Origin of the sequence: Oceanobacillus oncorhynchi (assembly GCF_000821065.1) — a bacterium.
In the GTDB taxonomy this organism is placed as follows: domain Bacteria; phylum Bacillota; class Bacilli; order Bacillales; family Amphibacillaceae; genus Oceanobacillus; species Oceanobacillus oncorhynchi.
Genome location: NZ_CDGG01000001.1, coordinates 469,788 through 489,126 on the forward strand (window position 1 = coordinate 469,788; position 19,339 = coordinate 489,126).

16 protein-coding genes are annotated in these 19,339 nt (G+C 40.6%); 11 read left to right on the forward strand and 5 right to left on the reverse strand.

Annotation, left to right across the window (positions count from 1 at the left end; all coding sequences use genetic code 11):
* Positions 1 to 19: 19 nt before the first annotated feature.
* From BN997_RS02195 to BN997_RS02205, 3 genes are all read right to left on the reverse strand, one after another.
* Positions 20 to 562 (reverse strand): flavodoxin family protein, encoded by a 543-nt coding sequence (locus BN997_RS02195; protein WP_042529265.1) that lies wholly within the window; start codon positions 560 to 562, stop codon positions 20 to 22.
* 470 nt (positions 563 to 1,032) lie between these two features.
* Complete coding sequence (locus BN997_RS02200; protein ID WP_042529266.1) at positions 1,033 to 2,262, reverse strand: ABC transporter permease; 1,230 nt, start codon at positions 2,260 to 2,262, stop codon at positions 1,033 to 1,035.
* A gap of 1 nt (position 2,263) precedes the next feature.
* The gene (locus BN997_RS02205; RefSeq protein ID WP_042529268.1) at positions 2,264 to 3,190 is read right to left on the reverse strand and encodes an ABC transporter ATP-binding protein; all 927 of its coding nucleotides are present in this window, start codon (positions 3,188 to 3,190) and stop codon (positions 2,264 to 2,266) included.
* A gap of 672 nt (positions 3,191 to 3,862) precedes the next feature.
* Here BN997_RS02205 and BN997_RS02210 point away from each other — a divergent pair.
* The 3 genes from BN997_RS02210 to BN997_RS02220 all read left to right on the forward strand — a co-directional run bounded on the left by BN997_RS02210 (position 3,863) and on the right by BN997_RS02220 (position 8,896).
* Complete coding sequence (locus BN997_RS02210) at positions 3,863 to 4,378, forward strand: DoxX family protein (protein WP_042529269.1); 516 nt, start codon at positions 3,863 to 3,865, stop codon at positions 4,376 to 4,378.
* Positions 4,379 to 4,544: 166 nt separating this feature from the next.
* Positions 4,545 to 5,738: an MFS transporter gene (locus tag BN997_RS02215; protein WP_139088981.1), complete on the forward strand. Its 1,194-nt coding sequence runs from the start codon at positions 4,545 to 4,547 to the stop codon at positions 5,736 to 5,738.
* Between the two features lie 5 nt (positions 5,739 to 5,743).
* Complete coding sequence (locus BN997_RS02220) at positions 5,744 to 8,896, forward strand: DEAD/DEAH box helicase (protein WP_042529273.1); 3,153 nt, start codon at positions 5,744 to 5,746, stop codon at positions 8,894 to 8,896.
* Between the two features lie 69 nt (positions 8,897 to 8,965).
* Here the strand turns inward: BN997_RS02220 and BN997_RS02225 are convergent, their stop codons facing one another.
* The gene (locus BN997_RS02225) at positions 8,966 to 10,228 is read right to left on the reverse strand and encodes a hypothetical protein (RefSeq protein WP_042529274.1); all 1,263 of its coding nucleotides are present in this window, start codon (positions 10,226 to 10,228) and stop codon (positions 8,966 to 8,968) included.
* A gap of 57 nt (positions 10,229 to 10,285) precedes the next feature.
* Positions 10,286 to 11,074 (reverse strand): serine hydrolase, encoded by a 789-nt coding sequence (locus BN997_RS02230; RefSeq protein ID WP_042529276.1) that lies wholly within the window; start codon positions 11,072 to 11,074, stop codon positions 10,286 to 10,288.
* 271 nt (positions 11,075 to 11,345) lie between these two features.
* On the opposite strand from BN997_RS02230, the gene BN997_RS02240 reads away from it, so the two are divergent.
* The 8 genes from BN997_RS02240 to BN997_RS02275 all read left to right on the forward strand — a co-directional run bounded on the left by BN997_RS02240 (position 11,346) and on the right by BN997_RS02275 (position 19,303).
* The gene (locus tag BN997_RS02240) at positions 11,346 to 12,335 is read left to right on the forward strand and encodes a TAXI family TRAP transporter solute-binding subunit (protein WP_042529280.1); all 990 of its coding nucleotides are present in this window, start codon (positions 11,346 to 11,348) and stop codon (positions 12,333 to 12,335) included.
* A gap of 92 nt (positions 12,336 to 12,427) precedes the next feature.
* The gene (locus BN997_RS02245) at positions 12,428 to 12,970 is read left to right on the forward strand and encodes a DUF1850 domain-containing protein (RefSeq protein WP_042529282.1); all 543 of its coding nucleotides are present in this window, start codon (positions 12,428 to 12,430) and stop codon (positions 12,968 to 12,970) included.
* The gene (locus tag BN997_RS02250; RefSeq protein ID WP_084612813.1) at positions 12,963 to 14,957 is read left to right on the forward strand and encodes a TRAP transporter permease; all 1,995 of its coding nucleotides are present in this window, start codon (positions 12,963 to 12,965) and stop codon (positions 14,955 to 14,957) included. Before BN997_RS02245 ends, BN997_RS02250 begins: the two co-directional genes overlap by 8 nt.
* 171 nt (positions 14,958 to 15,128) lie before the next feature.
* Positions 15,129 to 16,469 (forward strand): MATE family efflux transporter, encoded by a 1,341-nt coding sequence (locus tag BN997_RS02255; protein WP_042529286.1) that lies wholly within the window; start codon positions 15,129 to 15,131, stop codon positions 16,467 to 16,469.
* A gap of 17 nt (positions 16,470 to 16,486) precedes the next feature.
* Complete coding sequence (locus BN997_RS02260) at positions 16,487 to 16,918, forward strand: hypothetical protein (RefSeq protein ID WP_042529288.1); 432 nt, start codon at positions 16,487 to 16,489, stop codon at positions 16,916 to 16,918.
* Positions 16,908 to 17,570 (forward strand): lysozyme family protein, encoded by a 663-nt coding sequence (locus BN997_RS02265; protein ID WP_042529290.1) that lies wholly within the window; start codon positions 16,908 to 16,910, stop codon positions 17,568 to 17,570. The genes BN997_RS02260 and BN997_RS02265 overlap by 11 nt, the downstream gene beginning before the upstream one ends.
* A 174-nt stretch (positions 17,571 to 17,744) precedes the next feature.
* On the forward strand, positions 17,745 to 18,122 hold the full coding sequence (locus BN997_RS02270; protein WP_042529292.1) for a RidA family protein: 378 nt from the start codon (positions 17,745 to 17,747) through the stop codon (positions 18,120 to 18,122).
* Between the two features lie 11 nt (positions 18,123 to 18,133).
* Positions 18,134 to 19,303: an iron-containing alcohol dehydrogenase gene (locus tag BN997_RS02275; RefSeq protein WP_042529294.1), complete on the forward strand. Its 1,170-nt coding sequence runs from the start codon at positions 18,134 to 18,136 to the stop codon at positions 19,301 to 19,303.
* Positions 19,304 to 19,339: the final 36 nt, after the last annotated feature.

A 19,339-nucleotide genomic window follows, 5' to 3' on the forward strand; every position in this document is an offset into this window, starting at 1 on the left:
ATCGGTAAGGATTGTAAACTTAGTCATCCGTAAAAGAAAGCAGGGTGGAAGCAGCTTTAAAAGCTTTTTTATCATATAATATGTCACCGGGTTTACTGGCTTTTCCAATTACATATCCTGCAAAGTGCATTTTATAAAAGTCACATATATATTGAAATTGCTGAATAAGCGGCAGTCCTTTAATAAATGGGTTGTCACCGCCAACAATAATTAGATATACCTTCTTTTGAGACAGTTTTTCTCTGAAATCAGGATAATCGGAATCTCTTAAGATTTGTGACCATCGATCAATAAACAGCTTCATAAGGGCAGACATACTATACCAATAAATAGGGGTGGCAAAAACAAGTGTATCATGTTCTAAAAGCATATCAATAAGCTTTGTATGATCATCATTTACTGGTGTGAATCCATTTCTGTCATGTCTTTGGTCAATGATGGGATGAATAATATAATCACGTAAATAAACGTGCGTGCCCTGATTTTTAGGCACAGCTTCATAGGTTAATATTTCTGTATTACTGTTTTTACGGGTGGATCCATGGAACACAATCGTACTCATAAACATCCTCCTTCTATAATAAAACGAAACTTCATGCAGCAGGAGTTGTTGCTCCTCTCCAGCTGAATTAGCCTGAGTGATTCAGGGAGTCCATATCTGTTCTCTCCCGCTTGAATAAATTTAAATTCACTCTTTATGGTGAGGCGGGGGTTACGGGCAGTTCTCCATGATAAATGAAGAAGCGGGGGAGAGGAATTAAAGATAGCAGCTTGCAATGAATGGAAGTGATTTTATCATTTATTTAGTATGAAGATTTTTAGATTTTCACTTAAAAAAGCAATATGATAAAGAATATGTATGACCTTGTCAGTGTATGCATGAACGAAAAAAACAGAGGCAGGAGAGCAGGATGAACTGCTTCTGTCTCTGTTTTATCATCGCGTGATATTTCTTTCTTAATTAGAATCGGCTGCATTCCGTTCTAGCGTTGAAAAAGGGTGCTGCCATGGTGGTGAACTCGAAATTAGCTTCTACATACGAATCCATTTCCAGATCTCTTTTGGTGTGGCGTTCTTTCCATATAAAAGAATTCCGACTTTGAAAATTTTTCCGGCAATCTTCATAAAAAGAAGGATACTTAAAATAATCACAGCAAAGGCAATCATAATTTCTATCCAAGGCCAATCATCCAGCATGGTCAACCGCATGAGCAATACAGAAGGTGCTGTGAATGGAATGTAGGTGCTCACAGTAGCAAGGATACCATCCTGATTACTGAGTACCGGTCCAATAATGATAAATGGCAAAAATGGAAGCATCATTACAAACCCTTGCAGATTACCAGCACTGGACACATCCGACATGGTTGCGCCGACACCGACGAAAATGGCTGCAAACATCAGATAACTCAAAAGAGCGATAAATACAAATAGAAGCGTTCTTGGAACAAGCAGGTATTCTAAAATCGGGATATCTGTCTGCCAGATAATAAATGGCAGCAGGACCGCAATATAGACTGTAACTTGAATAAGACCTAAGATAAAATAACCGATAATTTTCCCCTGCATCAGCTCGGATGGTGTTAGAGAGGATAAAATAATTTCTGCAATCTTATCTTTTTTCTCTTGGGAAGCACTTTGAAAAATAGCCATCCCTGTAAAAGTGATGGAAAGCATAATTACCCCGGCAAAAACACCTGGCAGGATACTTTCCCAAGGATCCTCCAGGGAAGCAATCGCACTGCCTTCGCTTGTCGCTGCTTCATCCTGATTGGTGCCCTCTGCAAAGGACACAGGCTCAAGCAGCTGGTTTATTTCCCGTTCACTGAGACCAGAGTCTTTCGCTTTCATTACCTGGACTGGTCCGCTTAACGCCTGTAATTGCCCAGGAAATAATGGATCAGCTTCCTCGCTTGTATAAGTGGCGATTCGGTTCTCCTCCAAGGACTGCTCATTAATAAACAGATACGCTGTATAAGGCTCATTCACTTCTGTTACTTCGGATTTTAATGTATCAGTAGGGTGAAGCTCCCAGCCAAAATCACGTTCTTCATTAATCGCCTCGATGTCTTCATATATTCCTATGTCATCATTTACATAGACTGTCATATTTTCAGCTTCATCTGAATCTGAAGAAAATAAAGAGGCGAGGAAGAAGAATAAAATAAATAAAGCCGGTGTAATAAATAATCCAATGACAAATGTTTTATTTTTTAAATTTCGTTTTATTTCCCATTTTGCTACTTTCAGCGAGTTCTGCATTTCAGGCACCTCCTTCCTGAGAGAGAAGATGCTTATCTGTAGCAATATCAATAAAAATTTCGTGCAGAGAAATACGGTTAATATGTAGCTCTTGTACATCTAATTCTGCAGGTAATTGCTTTAGCCAATAATGAGGAATAACTCCTTTTTGCAGATGGAGAATCGAACGGCTGCCATGATGTTCAATCCGGTCGACTTCAGGGATCTTCTCCAGTAGAGCGGGCGGATTCTCACCATGCAAGATGCATTTGAAATTGGCATATTGCTTTTTAACTTCGTCCAAAGTGCCATAAATTACTTTCTGGCCATGCTGTATCATAAAAAGCCGGTCACACATCTGCTCCACAAGATTCATTTGATGTGATGAAAGCAGAATGGCCGTTCCATTTGCAGCTAAAGAAGCGATTTCATCTTTGAAAATCTCTTGACTGACTGGATCGAGACCGGAAAAAGGTTCATCCAGAATGAGCAGGTCTGGTTCATGAAGAATCGAACCGATAAATTGTACTTTTTGACTCATTCCTTTGGAGAGCTCTTCGACAGAGGTGTTTTCCTTTCCTTCTAAATCAAATTTCTTTAAATAGGTTAAGATGCGTTCCTTTGCTTTATCTAAAGGGTAATTCTTTAAATCAGCAAGGTATAAGAGAATATCCATCACCTTGACATCTTTATAGAGGCCTCTTTCTTCAGGGAGATAACCAATTTTAGATTTAGGAATGGCTTCTCCCGACTGCTGATGGAAGTGAACTTCCCCGCTGTCCGGATACATGATACCCATAATATTACGAATCGTGGTAGATTTACCTGCCCCGTTTGGCCCTAATATAGCCATGATTTCGCCGCGATTTACTTCAAAGGAAATTCCCTTTAAAGCTTCCTTATCCTTAAAAGATTTTTTAAGGTTCTGAACGGTTAATAAGGTCTTCATATAAACACTCCTCGTTCATCCCATTATAAAAACGGAAAATTCTTCTTATTTTATTGTACGGAAACACTGTTTGAATGGTTTCAAAAAATTAATTATTACTGGTAATTTATTACGGAGAATTGTCCGTCATCCTCCTGCCTTTTTGGAATTGATGATTGTGCACAGCTCCTGCAACCAACCACTCCGCTTTCCGACGTACAAATCTTTTCGATGGAATGAGTAATCGTGGCAATGTTGCCAGGTTAGTGCGACCTCTGCGATTACTCATCCTGTCAAAACCGTCGCTAGCTAGTTGTTTTTATCACATTTAAGTATATTTTCCAATCATAGATTTTGGTGTTAGCCCATTAATATGCGGTATTTTTAATTTACTATGAAATGGTGTAGGGAAATGTACATATTTAAAATTCATGAGGAGTGTGTTTCAGTTTGAAAAGTAAAAGAAAAGAGCTATAAATATCCGTGTTCACACAAATACAGATTATCCATAATTTACCTTCATCATTTGTTCATATTCGGAATAAAATGTGAACAAATTCACAAATTAGTATTTACGGATACATATCTGCATGATATTATAAAAGTGTACTAAAGGATATCCTCTTTAAATAAATGTGAAACAATGAACAAGTTAAAAACAAATTATTTTATTAAATAAAGGGAGAGATTGACATGATGAACTTTTTAAGAACAAACAAGTACGTTGCGGGGCTTTGGGTGATTATTCGACTTTATCTTGGATTTAGATGGCTGACCTCTGGCTGGGGCAAAATTGTAGGCGGTGAATTTGATGCAGGTGGTTATTTGCAAGGTGCTATTGCACAAACAACTGGAGAAAATCCGGCTGTACAGGGCTGGTGGGCAACGTTTCTTGAAACGGTAGCAATTCCGAACGCTGGACTATTTTCTGTATTCGTTATGTGGGGAGAAGTACTGGTTGGACTTGGACTAATCTTAGGTATTTTTACAAACCTTGCTGCACTTATGGGCGTTGTAATGAACTTCTCTTTCTTGCTAAGCGGAACGTTCTCTACAAACCCGCAAATGGCTATCTTAGGAATCTTCATTGCTATCGCTGGTGCAAATGCTGGAAGATATGGTCTGGACCGCTGGGTAATGCCTTATCTTAAAGAAACCTGGAATCAACGCGTAAGAAAAGGAAAACAACCTGAAACCAATGCAGCTTAAAGCAGTGGATTAAATAAAAATATAAAAAATACAGGAGAGCGGGATAACCCCCGCTCTCCTGTATTTTTTATGAGAAGGAAGAACCTCCTCTAAATTCTTTTCATGTTATTTGCTGAGAAACTCCTGTATAATAGCTTAGGAATGACAAAATGAGAGAAGGATGTTTATGTCGTCGGTTCAAGCGCAAAACGTCCCGCAGGATGATAAGATTTTTTCGCGGGATTTTTTATATATTTGGATAGCGAACTTTTTTATTTTCTTAGGTTTTCAAATGACTATCCCTACCATACCGCTATTTGTGAAGGATCTTGGCGGAAGCGACCAAATGGTAGGTATTATTGTAGGTATTTTTACGTTTTCTGCCCTCCTGATACGTCCCTATGCCGGGCATGCGCTCGAAAATAAGGGGAGAGGGTTTGTTTACTTAATCGGATTAGGGATTTTTGTTCTCTCTGTAGGAGCATTTGCGTTTACAGCGAGCATTTTAATTTTAATTATAATACGAATTATTCAAGGTATCGGCTGGGGATTTTCAACAACAGCCGGAGGAACAATAGCAACCGATTTGATCCCGCCAAAGCGGAGAGGGGAAGGAATGGGCTATTTTGGTTTATCCGGAAATATTGCGTTGTCTTTTGGGCCAAGTTTAGGCCTGACACTGGTTGTGCTTATCTCCTATCAGCAGCTTTTTTTACTATGTGCATTTTGCGGTGTAGTGGCGTTTCTTTTTGCCATGCGCATCCGCTATAAAAAAGTTGATCCGGCTCATCAAACAAAGGTTGCGCGCTTTGACGTACTGGAAAAAAGCGCACTGCAGCCATCAATTCTGCTATTTTTTATTACCTTTGCATTTGGCGGAATAGCGACTTTTCTGCCTCTGCATGCGCAGGAAAGAGGCGTAGAGGGGATTCAAATCTATTTCTTTATTTTCGCAGTATTTATTATGGTTTCGCGGCTGTTTTCGGGCAGACTATACGATAGAAAAGGTCATAAAATGATTTTTCTGCCGGCAGTTTCGCTTATATTCCTGTCTATGCTTCTCTTAGCCTGGCTGCCCAACATAACTGTTTTATTGACAGCAGCAGCTTTATTTGGGCTGGGATTTGGGGCAGTTCAGCCTGCCCTGCAGGCATGGGCGGTCAATCGGGCGCCAGCTGACCGGAAAGGAATGGCAAATGCGACCTTCTTTTCCTGTTTTGATCTCGGAGTCGGCGTTGGGGCAATTTTGTTCGGGCAGATTGCAGCAATGCTTAACTATACATCTATCTATTTAACAGCAGCAGGCTCTATCGTTATTTCCATCCTGATTTATGTATTTACTGCCCTTGGGAAATCATCTGACAACATAAAGGTGGGTTAACAGATTTGAAACAAATTAAAGATATCAATATAAAAAATGCGTTTCCTGATAATTTTTACCGTCGTGGTCTGAATTACTTTAGAACCAATAAAGTAAAGGATTTAATGTATAATCCGAATCAGTTGACCTGGTCGGCAACAGTCCAGGGTACAGAGGATTACTTTGTAGAAGTGAATACCAATGATTTGCAGCAGGGTTCCATCGACATGCATTGCGATTGTCCTGCATTTGAGGTGTACGGCTATTGCAAGCACATCGTAGCCGCTTTATTAGCAGTTCAAAGCTATGAAAACAGTGATGTGAAGCCAAAAGTAAATCACTATCGTTTAAATCGTTTTATGGAAGCTATCCGGGGAACGAGAAGTGTCACAGAAAACGCTTCTTATCAGCACCCGGTAAAGGTAGAGTATATTGTAAGCTGGTCTTATTTGAGACACTTGCAGGTAGAATTGAAAATTGGTGAGAAGCACCGCTATGTGGTAAAGAATGCAGCGGACTTCTTAGAAAATTATTTTAGAAAAAGAGATCATTATTTCTCTAAAAAGTTTACATTTCAAGCAGGGAAGCATGTCGTGGAAGAAGCAGATCAAGAGATTTTTGAGCTGCTGTATCAGGCAAGCAAGAGTGCTGACCTGTATGATTCCTATAATTATGCAGGGAAAAGAAGCAGTGAAAGGTATCTTCTGATTCCGCCGGTGCTTGCAAAAAATTTATTATATAAATTAATGGAACGAGAAGCGGCTGTGAAAACGGAGCGGGAAGAATATAAAGAGGTGCAAATCGTTGATGGGGAACTGCCTTTTCAATTTGACGTTATGAAAAACGACCAGCATATCTCGCTTAATCTGCAGCAGGGAAATGAAATGACATTCTTTCCTAACTATGATGTATTATTTTTAGATGGTGTTTTCTATTTTCCTAAACGAGAGCAAGTCCCTGTTTTGAAGGAATTGGAAATGTTTCGTTTAGAGAATATTTACTTTGATGTTCCTGTTGAACAGACAGATACCTTTCTCTCTGAAATTATGCCGGCGCTGGAGACAGTCGGCCAGGTTCAATTAGATGAACGTATTGCAGATGAGGTCATCAAGGAGCCGTTAAAAGCAAGATGCTACTTGGAATTGCGGGAGGATTTAATTGTTGGCCGTCTGGAATATCATTATGGCACACATGTGATTGATCCATTTCAAGGAAAAAAAGATTCGGATGTGATGCTGATCCGGGACGTGGATAAAGAAAGTCTGATTATGCAGCATATCGAAGAAGCAAACTTCAAATATAATGGCAGAGAACTTTATATGTCTGTGGATGAAGAAGACCTCTATTATTTCTTATATAAGATTTTACCTTCCTTAGATAAGGATGTAGAACTGTTTCTGTCAAGCGATTTTAAAAGGCTGTTCTTTGATTATGATCCGCAGCCGAGCACGAGTGTCCGCATGGAGGGGCAAAATAATTTATTAGAAATAGGTTTTTCCATTGATGGAGTAGATGATAATGAAATTAATCGAGTTCTTCAGGCAGTGATTGAAAAGAAACGCTATTTTCGTTTGAATTCCGGTCAAATGCTGGATTTGGATACGGAAGAATTTGCTTCCATTCAGCGGTTTTTTGACGGATTGGGAATGGATAAGGATGCCGTTCAGGACGGTCAGGTACAGATGCCGGTATATCGCGGCGCCCAACTGGATGAGCTGCTCGATACAAAAAAACAGTATGATTCGAATTTCAGAGAATTGTTAAGCCATTTGAAGTCGCCGGAGGAACAGGTTTATGAACTGCCTGAAAACCTGCAGGCATCCTTGCGAACCTATCAGAAGGTTGGTTATCAATGGTTTAAATCCCTTAGCCAGTATCAGCTCGGCGGAATTCTGGCAGATGACATGGGGCTGGGAAAGACCTTGCAGAGTATCGCCTATATTGCGTCTGAATCCAAAGGGAATCCTGTCGGCCCGCATTTGATTGTAGTTCCATCTTCTGTAGTATATAACTGGAAAAGTGAGCTGGAGAAGTTTGCTCCGCACTTAACCTCGGTTATTTTGACCGGGCAGCCGGCGGAGAGGCATAAGCGAATGGAAAGCGCCGCAGAGACGGATGTCTGGATTACTTCTTATGCAACCTTACGCCAGGATATTGACTATTATCAGGAGATTATGTTCCAAACATTATTGCTGGATGAAGCGCAGTATATTAAAAACTACCAGACGAAAACTTCAAAAGCCATCCGTACACTTCATGCGACACGGCGGTTTGCGTTAAGCGGCACACCAATTGAAAATTCAATTGAGGAGCTGTGGTCCATTTTCCAGGTAGTCCTGCCTGGATTAATGCCTGACCAGAAGACGTTTAGGCAGCTTGATTCCAGCAAAGTGGCTGCCATTACAAAACCATTTATTTTACGACGTTTGAAGCGGGATGTGCTCAAAGAGCTTCCGGAAAAAATCGAATCCGTTCATATTTCCGAATTAACAAATGATCAAAAGGATTTATATGTCGGTTATTTAAGGAAGCTGCAGCAGGAAGCCGCGGTGTCCATGCAGGAGGATTCTTTCCAGCAAAATAGAATGAAGATTTTAGCAGGGTTAACGAGACTTCGCCAGATCTGCTGTCATCCTTCCATGTTCGTCGAAAATTATGAAGGAAGATCCGGCAAGCTGGAGCAGCTGATGGAAACAGTGGAAACAGCAATTAATAATGGAAAAAGACTGCTTATCTTTTCCCAATTTACCAGCATGTTAGACATTATTCGCGAACGGTTAGAGGCAGCAGAGCATGACTACTTTTATCTGAGTGGCGAAACACCTTCTAAAAATCGTGTCGAAATGAGCGAACGGTTTAATCAGGGAGAAAAAGGAATATTCCTTATTTCCCTGAAGGCAGGAGGGACTGGTCTGAATTTGACTGGTGCGGATACGGTTATTTTATATGATTTATGGTGGAACCCGGCCGTAGAAGACCAAGCGACTGGGAGAGCGCATCGATTCGGACAGAAGAATGTGGTGCAGGTTATCCGTCTGGTGACAGAAGGCACGATTGAAGAAAAAATTTATGAGCTGCAGCAAAAGAAAAGAGAATTAATTGATCAGGTCATCCAGCCTGGAGAAACGATGCTTTCTTCTCTAAGCGAAGATGATATTAAAGAACTTTTAAGTTTGTAGACATCAATGTAGAATATTCCTTTCTAAATAACAAAAAAGACGGCCATGCTCCGTCTTTTTTGTTTGGCATTATTGATTTAAACTGAACAGCTTTCTGGGTCTTCCCTTCGAATAGGGACTTTCCTTTCCGGAAATTTTAATAATCTCTCCGGACAGCAATTTTTTTACAGTCCGTTCGGCACTGCGCTTGCTGACCTGATAAAACATTGCAATATCGTTTGATGAGAATGGTTCATTATTGCGTTCAACAATAAATTGAATAAAAAGATAAGATAATTCATTGTTTAAGCGGGCTTGATGAACAAGCTCATGAAATAATTTATTGGTGTCGATATGTTTCCGCTGGCCGATAGGACCAATGATTTCCTGACATTCATTAACCAGATAACTGAGGCTATGCCGATCACTCCGGCAGGCTTCCAGGGCCATAAACGCATTTTTTTGAGAAGAAAGAGGATTCAATCCCAGTCCAAATGCCAGTCCAATAGAACAGCCGGCAAGCTTTTCTACCTCCTCGATAAAGGGAAAGTCGCGATAGTTTTCTTTAATCACTTTAATCAGCTTGCTTGTACCGATGATAAAATAGTGATTATCTTTATTCGGTAAAAGTATAGCCTCATACTTTTGACAAAATGTACTGACATATTTTCTGACTTCTGTATGTATTTGATGATGCATATGGATAGGGAGGCTTTCTTTTAAAAATAAAATACCTGTTACTACAAGGCCGGTTGAATGCTTCTGTACCTCCAGTGTTTGTACTACTTTTTCCAATGCCTGATAAATACGCTTATCAGGTATTGGAATATAATGAACAGGTAACGCTTCTTGAAAAAGCCTATTATAGACATCTCTTCTCGAGGTCAGAATTAAATCTATTTTTTTCTGCAAAAATAAATCCTTATGGAAATCAATCAGCATTTGCACATTGAAATAACTCTGCTTGGTATAGCTGGCTGAAATAAAATCATATTCTGTCATGGCGATATCATCCTTGAAATCAATGTGCTTGATATCTTCCGGATAATCGATGGATATGCATTTTTTCTTAGAAAGCTGTCCGATACGTAAGATAGATGACAAAATACTATATTCATCGTAAGCGATATAAAGCATGATTTGCTGACGCTTTTGTTTTAAAGCTTCACTGTAGGCACTGTAATCAGTGAAAAGAAGTGCGTCACACATCATGGCTCCCTCTGCTCGAACTGCAGCATTGCATGATTCGGACAATACAAAAGGGAGGACGTCGATAGATGGAAATTGTTCTGCGATTTCTTGTACTCTTTGAACGATTGTTTTTTCTCCTAAAACCCCTAGTGTTATATTCATTTGTTTCCCCCCTTACAGATACCTGTATTTTTTATAGAAAAGGAGAGGCATGGCTGCTTAACCTTTCAAATAATGATAGATATGTGCTCCTGCTCTCTGATGAAATTGCTGTCCCTCTCCATTGTTCGTCCATCCCTCTGTCAGCATAACTGCTTTGAGCTGTTTATCAGCTGTTTGAAAAATAGCCGCATCATGCTCTGCCCCGGTCAGTTCCCCGGTTTTATGAAATGTCTTGATGGAGGAATCATAGGCAGAAAAAGCAGTCAGTTTGCTGTTGAACTGCTGATTTTCCAAGATAGTCAGCATTTGCTCCTGACGATGTTTCGGCAGTATGTTATTTGGCTCTGTCAATAAATCCAGCAGAAGCATGACATCATAGCAGCTCGTCCGATTCTCCAATCCGAGCTTTATGGCTTCTTCATCCATCAGTTTTCGCTCTAATTTCGTGTGCTTTCCGCCTATTTGTTGAATAAATGCATGGATAGTATCTAAACCGATGAAATCAATCAATGCATTTGTTGCGGTATTATCAGAGACAATGATCATTAATTCAAGGAGCTGCTGATAGGTATAGTTCTGCTTATCTGATAAATAAGGAATAACTCCCGCACCGCCAACCATATCGGAGGGGGAGAGATGCACCTGTTTAGATAAATCAATATTTTCTTTTTCTTCTTCATAATAGGCAGCGGCAAGGATAAACAGTTTAATAATACTGGCGGAACGCAGCGGCTTGTTTTCATTAAAAGCAATTTCATTTTCTCCGGATTGGATCAAATAGCATATTTTTACTGGCGGTAAAGGTTTTATGGAATAAATAGCATGCTTTAACATTTTTAATGACAATGTTTTATCACCTCGTTGGAAAGTGGGTTACATTAATATTATGGAATATTCAAAAAGTAGTCAAGAAATACTTGAAAATCGCTTAAAAAAAGAATATACAGCATGTTTTGGCGCTATAAAGCATACAGTAAAAGGAATGTTTAAAGTGATGAATTTTTTTAATATTATTTATGTAATCGTTTCCTGTTTTGAGAATAATTTGACGTTTGTGTTACTAATATTGTAAACTTATTACAAGTACGATACTTTTTTGTAAAAGGGGGACTTTTAGATGAAAAAGAATTGGTTAAGCCCACTGGCACTTATTTTTGCATTATTGTTATTATTAGCAGCCTGCGGCGGTGACGACGGCAATGCAGACGATGGCGGCGAGGAAGCTGGAGATCCGGGTACAGATCCGGAAATGATTCAGATTGCTACCGGCGGAACAAGTGGAACATACTACCCGCTTGGAGGAGAAATGGCAACCATTATTTCAAGTAATACAGATGTAACAGCGGATGCGATTTCCTCTAATGCTTCAGCAGAAAATGTTCTGTCCATAGAGAATGGCGATGTAGAAATTGCTTTTGTACAAACAGATGTGGTAGCACATGCTGAGGAAGGAATTAATGCTTTTGATGAGCCTGTCGAAAATGTACAGGCAATGGGTTCTTTATACCCGGAGACGGTTCAAATCGTTACAACAGAGGGTTCTGGAATTGAATCTGTCGAAGACCTGGCAGGAAAAACTGTTTCCGTTGGTGCTCCTGGATCAGGTACATTTATCAATGCGGAACAAATCCTGGAGGTTCACGATATGACAATAGACGATATTGATGCTCAAAATCTGGACTTTGGTGAATCTACCGGAGGAATCCAGGATGGCAATATTGATGCTGCGTTTATCACTTCAGGAACGCCTACCGGTGCGGTAGAAGGGTTGGCTGCTTCTGTAGATGTGGCTATTGTTCCGATTGCACAGGATAAGATTGAGGAGCTGACGGAAGCATATCCTTACTATGCTGCAGATACGATTGAAGAAGGTACTTATAGTCTAAGTGAAGATGTAGAAACAGTTGCTGTATTAGCGGCATTGGCTGTAAACAGTTCTTTATCTGAAGACCTTGTTTATGAGATGACCAAAGCAATCTATGAAAATGCAGAAGGGATGGCGCATGACAAAGCATCCTTCATCACACTGGATACTGCGTTAGACGGAATTGATATTGAAGTGCATCCAGGTGCACAGAGGTACTTTGACGAAGAGGGTATTGAATAAATAAATAGAATAAGCCGGCTCCACCCCAGAGAATGCAGGGATAGGCTGCCGGCTTTTTTTAAGCACAGCTTGTAAAATTAGGTGATGCTAAAATGCGGAGAAAGTGGGTAAAATTCCTTCTTTTATTTCTTTTGATTGGAGGAGGAATTGGACTTGGCGTGAATTATCCGATTCAGACAGCGTTAGTTTTTAACGACGGCGAATCCGGAGAATTGACGGCTTTTTTACCTTTAAAAGAGAATGACCATTTCTCGATTACGTTCACTCACTCGATCCATTTAACAGATGTGGTGGAGAAATACAGGGTGACAGAGGATTTGATGATCGAGCAATATGAAATAATTTATGAAGAGTTTGGTATTGGTATGCCCAATAATGCGGGTGAGGGCGAAGAATTTGTTTATGAGGATGGAAAATACCATATAAAAAATATGGAACATCGATTTGAATCGTTAAATATCCGGAATGGAGAAGTTGTTTCGAATCATCGGCTGGCTTGGGCAGATCATCAGGATATCAAGGAGTGTTGTGAAGTTCCTTTTAATGACTACTTTGTGCCGGGAGATTGGTATAGAGTAAAAATAGATGAAATAACATTGCTTGATTATTGGAAAGGAGAGAAAATCAGTGAGTGAAAAAGAGAAGGATCAGCTTTCAGAAAAAGGACAGCAGGAGTTGTTGGAGAAATATGATGCAGAAGCAAAGACCAGAAATGTAAAGGGTAAGATATATCACGTTATCTTTCTTGGGTTAATTGCCTTTTCTGTATTTCAATTATATACCGGAATTTTTGGTCAGCTGACTGCTTATATTCAACGAACCATTCACTTAGGATTTGCACTTTCACTTATTTTCTTATTATTCCCGGCTGCCCGTGGAATGAGAAAGGATAAAATCCCTTGGTATGATTATATTTTAATGCTGTTATCCATTCTTGTCTGCGGCTATTGGCCGGTGTATTATGATACATTAGTTCAGCAGTTTGGCGGCATTTCTGTCATGCAAATGGTTGTGGGCGGGCTTGGAATCCTGCTTGTGTTGGAAGCAGCCAGACGTGCAGTAGGTCTGCCGATTACAATTATTGCACTATTGTTTCTTAGCTATGCACTACTCGGTCCAAATATACCTGGAATGTTTGCGCATGCCGGTCTGTCGCTGGAGCAGTTGATTCAATCGATGTTCTTTACGACAGAAGGAATTTTAGGAACTCCTTTGCAGGTATCGTCTACATATATATTCTTATTCCTTTTATTTGGCGCTTTTTTAGTGCAGACAGGGGTAGGAAATTATTTTAATGATTTAGCTATATCCATCGCCGGTAAAAGAGTAGGCGGGCCTGCAAAAGTAGCTATTTTTTCAAGTGCATTAAATGGAACTATCTCGGGGAGCTCTGTTGCAAATACAGTAACAACAGGCTCGTATACGATTCCTATGATGAAAAAGCTGGGATATCGGAAGAATTTTGCCGGAGCGGTAGAAGCAGCCTCCTCTACAGGCGGTCAAATTATGCCGCCGATTATGGGAGCAGCCGCCTTTTTAATGATTGAATTTGCAGGAGAAAGCTATTGGAATATCGCGAAAGCAGCAGTTATTCCCGCAGCTTTATACTTTGCAGGGATTTGGATCATGACACATTTTGAAGCGAAACGGACAGGCTTAACAGGTCTCCCGGATGAAGAGATTCCAAGTAAACTCTCCGTTTTAAAAAAGATTCATCTGCTGCTGCCGATTTTAGCCATTGTCTATTTCTTATTTATCGGTGTGAGCGTTGAGAGAGCAGCTATTTATGGGATTTTAACGACGATTATTGTCAGCTTGTTCCGAAAAGATACGAGAATTACACCGGCTAAATTTATTGTTGCCTTGGAACAAGGGGCCAGAACAGCATTAGGTGTTGCTGCTGCAACAGCATGTGCTGGTATTATTGTAGGGGTAGTGACAAGAACAGGCTTAGGCCTAAAGCTTGGAAACAGTTTAGTATCGATTGCTGGTACGATTGCTTCTACACCGGAAATTCAATTGATGCTGACATTGGTATTTACCATGATTACATCGATTATTATCGGCATGGGCTCACCGACAACCGCCAACTATATTATCACGTCTACAATTGCTCTGCCGGCAATTGTAGCACTAAATGACAATCTGGATGTAGCAATTCCGCTTCTGGCTGCACATATGTTTGTATTCTATTTTGGAATTGTGGCAGATATTACTCCGCCGGTAGCATTAGCTGCCTTCGCGGCAACCGGGATTTCTGGGGGAGAACCGATACGTACCGGAGCAAATGCAGCAAGGTTGGCTATCGCAGCATTTATAATTCCGTATATGTTTGTTTTGAATCCGACACTCCTTATGATAGATGCGAACGTGTTCGAGATTATATTTGCCTTTTTCACGGCTATCCTCGGGATGATAGCGATTGGTGCCGGAATGATTGGTTACTGGTACCGCAGAATCAAATGGTTTGAGCGTATTTTAGCTATTGCAACTGGATTGATGCTGATTTATCCGGAAGGGTATTCCGATACAATAGGCTTTGTATTATTTGCTATTCAGCTTGTGATTCAATTTATGTCGAGGGATAAAAATGCGAAGCGCAGTAAAACGCAAGTAAGTTAAGAAAATAAAAAAATGGGGAAGAAGTTCTTTGAGATAAGAGCTTCTTTTTTTACATTATAGGATGATATTTTAGCAATTTTTACAGTGGAAGAGCAAATACAGGTTTTTCTAATGCTTTCCCTTTATAATAAAAGCAAAGAATAAGGTGAGAAAAATCAGGAGTGCAAATCAATGGCTAAGAAATATGATTTTACAAAAGGAAGTATCGGCAAAAGCCTTTTTTATTTTTCCGGACCCATTCTTTTGGCAAATCTGCTGCAAACCTCATATCAATTTGTAGACAGTTTGTGGGTCGGAAATTTGCTTGGTGCGAACGCCCTAGGTGCAGTTGCCATTTCCGGGAGCATTATATTTGTGGTGCTCTCATTAATTATTGGTTTAAATAATGCTGCTCTGACCATTTTGTCGCAGCAGCAGGGGAAGCAGAATGAAGAGGGGCTGAAGCGTTATTTGAATGCATTTGTTGTTCTGATGACATCGGTTGCATTATTACTTGGCGTCTCCGGGTATATTTTTGCAGAGGTGCTGCTGACCATGCTGGGAACACCGGAAGCAATGGCAGCAGATGCCGCTGCCTATCTGCGGATTAACTTTATGGGGATTCTTTTACTGTTTGGCTATAACTTTATCAGTACAGTACTGCGTTCCATTGGAGACAGTAAAACACCGCTTTACTTTGTAACAGTAGCAGTCCTGCTGAATACCGTATTGGACCCGCTATTTATTCATGTATTTGACTGGGGCATCAATGGCGCAGGCTATGCTACAGTGATATCACAAGGTGTTTCCTTTTTAATTGGATTCTTTTATATTCTGAAGAAGGATTTAGCTCCGTTTACGATTCCAAGTCTGCCAAAATGGAAAGAAATTAAATTGATTTTGCATATCGGCATCCCATCCAGCCTGCAGATGGCAGTGATTTCTGCTGGTGCAGCTGCCATTATCGGGGTAGTGGCTGTACATGGAGAAGCAGTTGTTTCAGGGTATAGTGCAGCACAGCGTCTGGATAGTTTATTAATGCTGCCTGCACATGCTTTAAGTATTGCCATTTCCAGTATGGCTGGGCAGAATATCGGTGCACAAAACTGGGGAAGAGTCAGAGAAGTGGCGAAGTTTGGGGTGATATATAATTTTCTTATTATGCTGTTTATCGGTATTATCGTCGCCATTTTTGCTGAATATGGGGTAAGGTTGTTTATTCAGGACGAAGCTTCTGTCCAATTTGGTACAATATATCTTCAGATTGTTGCATTATGCTATCCGTTTTTAGGGATTAATTTTATCTTAAACGGTGTTGTCCGGGCAGCAGGCGCAATGTATCCGATTCTTATATTAAATATCATTTCTTTCTGGATACTGCGTTATCCCCTGGCTGCCTTATTCTCTTGCCTGTTTGGTGAAATTGGCATTGCAATTGGTGTAGGGGCAAGCTTTATCCTAAGCAGCGCGGTTGCTATTCTATATTATCGTTTCGGGAAATGGAGAGAGAAGAAGCTATTCGCAGATGCTTAAACAGGGGAGGATCATGGATGATTTGGATTGTCGGTTTCGTATCCGGCCTTGTACTTGGCGGCTTCTTATATGCTTTGCAGCAATGGACAGCGATTCCTGTTTACATCCTGCTGATGAATGTAGATTATTTTCCCGTAATTGGCGGAATGAATTTTCCTAATTGGGTAGAGTTTTCCTTCCATTTGGGTGTTTCTGTGGCTATTGTCTGGATTCTCTATCGCGTATTAACAAAGAAACATCTGGAGCAGAAGCTGATGTCTTATATATATTGTAATGCTGCGATTGGCCTGCTTATTTTCCCGACAACGATGCTATCTGACCGGACTCCAGAAATAGGCAGTATAGAGGCATGGCTTATCTGGCTGGCCGGACATATGGTATATGGTATTTCTATATGGGGGATGCTGAGGATAGGTGAATGGGTAAAGGAGAAAAAATATGAAACGTAGGAAAAAACGCCAGCTGGCAGAGCTGCTGAAATATTTGATAGTTATATGTCTTGTGTTTTTCTTCGGTTTAGTTTCCCTTTCTTTATTAGTCAATTATGTTGCAGAGCAATCTGAACCAGAACTGGAAGAGTCAGGGCCACGTCCCCTGCCAGCCTTGAACCAGAAAATATGGGAATATAAACCGATTGTTGAAAAATATGCAGAACAGCATGGAATTGAAGAACAGACCAATACAATTCTTGCCATGATGATGCAGGAATCCGGTGGACGCGGTACCGATCCGATGCAATCCTCGGAAAGCCTGTGCGGGGAAATAGGCTGTATTGATGATCCAGAGCATTCGATTGAGCAGGGCGTATCCTTCTTTGCCTGGGTGTATGAACAAGCAGAGGGCGACACAGCCTTAGCAGTTCAAGCTTATAATTTTGGTCCCGGCTTTATTAACTATCTACAGGAAACGGAAGAACCTTATTCGGAGGACGCTGCCATTGCTTATTCGCAGTATATGTATGAAGAGGCGGGAAGGGAGGCTTCCATTTATGCCTGCCGGAGAGAAGAAGCAGAAGAACTAGATGCATGCTATGGAGACATTTATTATGTTTCTTCTGTCATGTCCTATAAGGAAGCAATAGAAATGGAACTGGAAAACTGATATGATAACAGTATGTGAAATGCTCTTGATTCAGAGCAGCTTTTACATACAGAAGTGTTGTCATATCTTTTTTGTGCATGAAAAGAATCGTTCTACAATGCATATTTCCAAGCAATTAACTGATGATTATGACAACAGCGGATACTAAAAAAACAAGGCGGAGGATGATTTTTTATGAAAGCTATTCAGACAAATAATGCACCAGCAGCAATTGGACCATACTCTCAAGCAATCGAAGCAGGAGATTTTCTTTATATTTCCGGACAAATTCCGATTGATCCGGCAACAGGGGATGTCGTAGAAGGAATTGAAGCGCAGACGAAGCAAGTATTAGCAAATTTACAGGCTATTTTAGATGAAGCGGGGTTAAGCTTTGCAAACGCAGTGAAATTTACGATTTTCTTAAATTCCATGGAGGATTTTGCGACAGTGAATGAAATTTATGGAGCAGCGTTGTCTGAGCCATATCCGGCACGTGCTTGTGTGGAAGTGAGCCGTCTTCCGAAAGACGTTCTTGTAGAAATGGATATTGTAGCATACCGTAAAGCATAAGGAGTGATTATATGGAGAATTTTATCTATCGCAATCCAACGAAACTTATCTTTGGAAAAGGACAAATCGAAAAGCTGGCTGGCGAAATTCAGCCTTACGGAAGCCGTATTCTGATTGTATATGGCGGAGGAAGTATTAAACGAAATGGCATCTATGATCGTGTATTGGAAGAATTGAAAAAAATCAATGCGGAGGTGTTTGAGCTTTCTGGTGTAGAACCTAACCCGCGTATTTCTACAGTACGGAAAGGCGTAGGTATTTGCCGCGAACAGAGAATTGATTTTATCTTGGCTATCGGTGGAGGTAGCACTATTGACTGCTCCAAAGCAATCGCTGTCGGCGCCGTAACGGATGCAGATATGTGGGATGTAGTGACGAAAAAGGAAAAGCCGGCAGGTGCACTGCCATTTGGAACGATTCTCACCTTAGCTGCTACAGGCTCTGAGATGAATTCGGGCTCTGTTATTACCAATTGGGAAACCAATGAAAAGCATGGATGGGGGTCTCCGTATACCTATCCAAAATTTTCTATTCTGGATCCTGTGCATACTTTCTCTGTACCGCGGGATCAAACCATTTATGGATTGGTAGATATGATGTCGCATGTATTAGAGCATTATTTTCATCATGAAGAAAATACACCGATTCAAGACAGATGGTGTGAAGGTATTCTGTTGACCCTGATTGATGTAGGGCCGAAACTATTAGCAGACCCTGAAAATTATGCCTATCGCTCTACAGCAATGCTGGGCGGAACACTGGCCTTAAATAATATGCTGAATTTAGGTTATCGGGGTGATTGGGCAACGCATAATTTAGAGCATGCGGTTTCTGCTGTCCACGATATTCCGCATGGCGGCGGTTTAGCTATCCTATTCCCGAATTGGATGCGGCATGTACTGGATGAGAATAATGTACATCGCTTTAAGCAGCTTGCTGTCCGGGTCTTTGACGTAGATACCATAGGGAAATCAGATAAAGTAGTTGCCTTAGAAGGAATTGACAAACTGCGTGAATTTTGGAATGAACTTGGTGCGCCATCCAGTTTGACAGATTATGATATAGACGAGTCCACGCTTGAAGAAATGGCGGAGAAAACCGTGGTGGCAAACCCGACATTCGGCAACTATCGTGCTTTAACGAAGAAGGATTCTCTGGAGATTTTTAAAGAAAGTCTGTAATTTCCCGGGAAATCATGTCTGACTATACAAAGAAGA

What these genes read in the sequence shown, in the direction of transcription:
- BN997_RS02205 (WP_042529268.1), bottom strand. Translation starts at nt 3,190, where the DNA reads ATGAAGACCTTATTAACCGTTCAGAACCTTAAAAAATCTTTTAAGGAT.
- BN997_RS02275 (WP_042529294.1), top strand. Translation starts at nt 18,134, where the DNA reads ATGGAGAATTTTATCTATCGCAATCCAACGAAACTTATCTTTGGAAAA.
- BN997_RS02200 (WP_042529266.1), bottom strand. Translation starts at nt 2,262, where the DNA reads ATGCAGAACTCGCTGAAAGTAGCAAAATGGGAAATAAAACGAAATTTA.
- BN997_RS02225 (WP_042529274.1), bottom strand. Translation starts at nt 10,228, where the DNA reads ATGAATATAACACTAGGGGTTTTAGGAGAAAAAACAATCGTTCAAAGA.
- BN997_RS02265 (WP_042529290.1), top strand. Translation starts at nt 16,908, where the DNA reads ATGAAACGTAGGAAAAAACGCCAGCTGGCAGAGCTGCTGAAATATTTG.
- BN997_RS02195 (WP_042529265.1), bottom strand. Translation starts at nt 562, where the DNA reads ATGAGTACGATTGTGTTCCATGGATCCACCCGTAAAAACAGTAATACA.
- BN997_RS02210 (WP_042529269.1), top strand. Translation starts at nt 3,863, where the DNA reads ATGATGAACTTTTTAAGAACAAACAAGTACGTTGCGGGGCTTTGGGTG.
- BN997_RS02260 (WP_042529288.1), top strand. Translation starts at nt 16,487, where the DNA reads ATGATTTGGATTGTCGGTTTCGTATCCGGCCTTGTACTTGGCGGCTTC.
- BN997_RS02245 (WP_042529282.1), top strand. Translation starts at nt 12,428, where the DNA reads ATGCGGAGAAAGTGGGTAAAATTCCTTCTTTTATTTCTTTTGATTGGA.
- BN997_RS02270 (WP_042529292.1), top strand. Translation starts at nt 17,745, where the DNA reads ATGAAAGCTATTCAGACAAATAATGCACCAGCAGCAATTGGACCATAC.
- BN997_RS02255 (WP_042529286.1), top strand. Translation starts at nt 15,129, where the DNA reads ATGGCTAAGAAATATGATTTTACAAAAGGAAGTATCGGCAAAAGCCTT.
- BN997_RS02240 (WP_042529280.1), top strand. Translation starts at nt 11,346, where the DNA reads ATGAAAAAGAATTGGTTAAGCCCACTGGCACTTATTTTTGCATTATTG.
- BN997_RS02215 (WP_139088981.1), top strand. Translation starts at nt 4,545, where the DNA reads ATGTCGTCGGTTCAAGCGCAAAACGTCCCGCAGGATGATAAGATTTTT.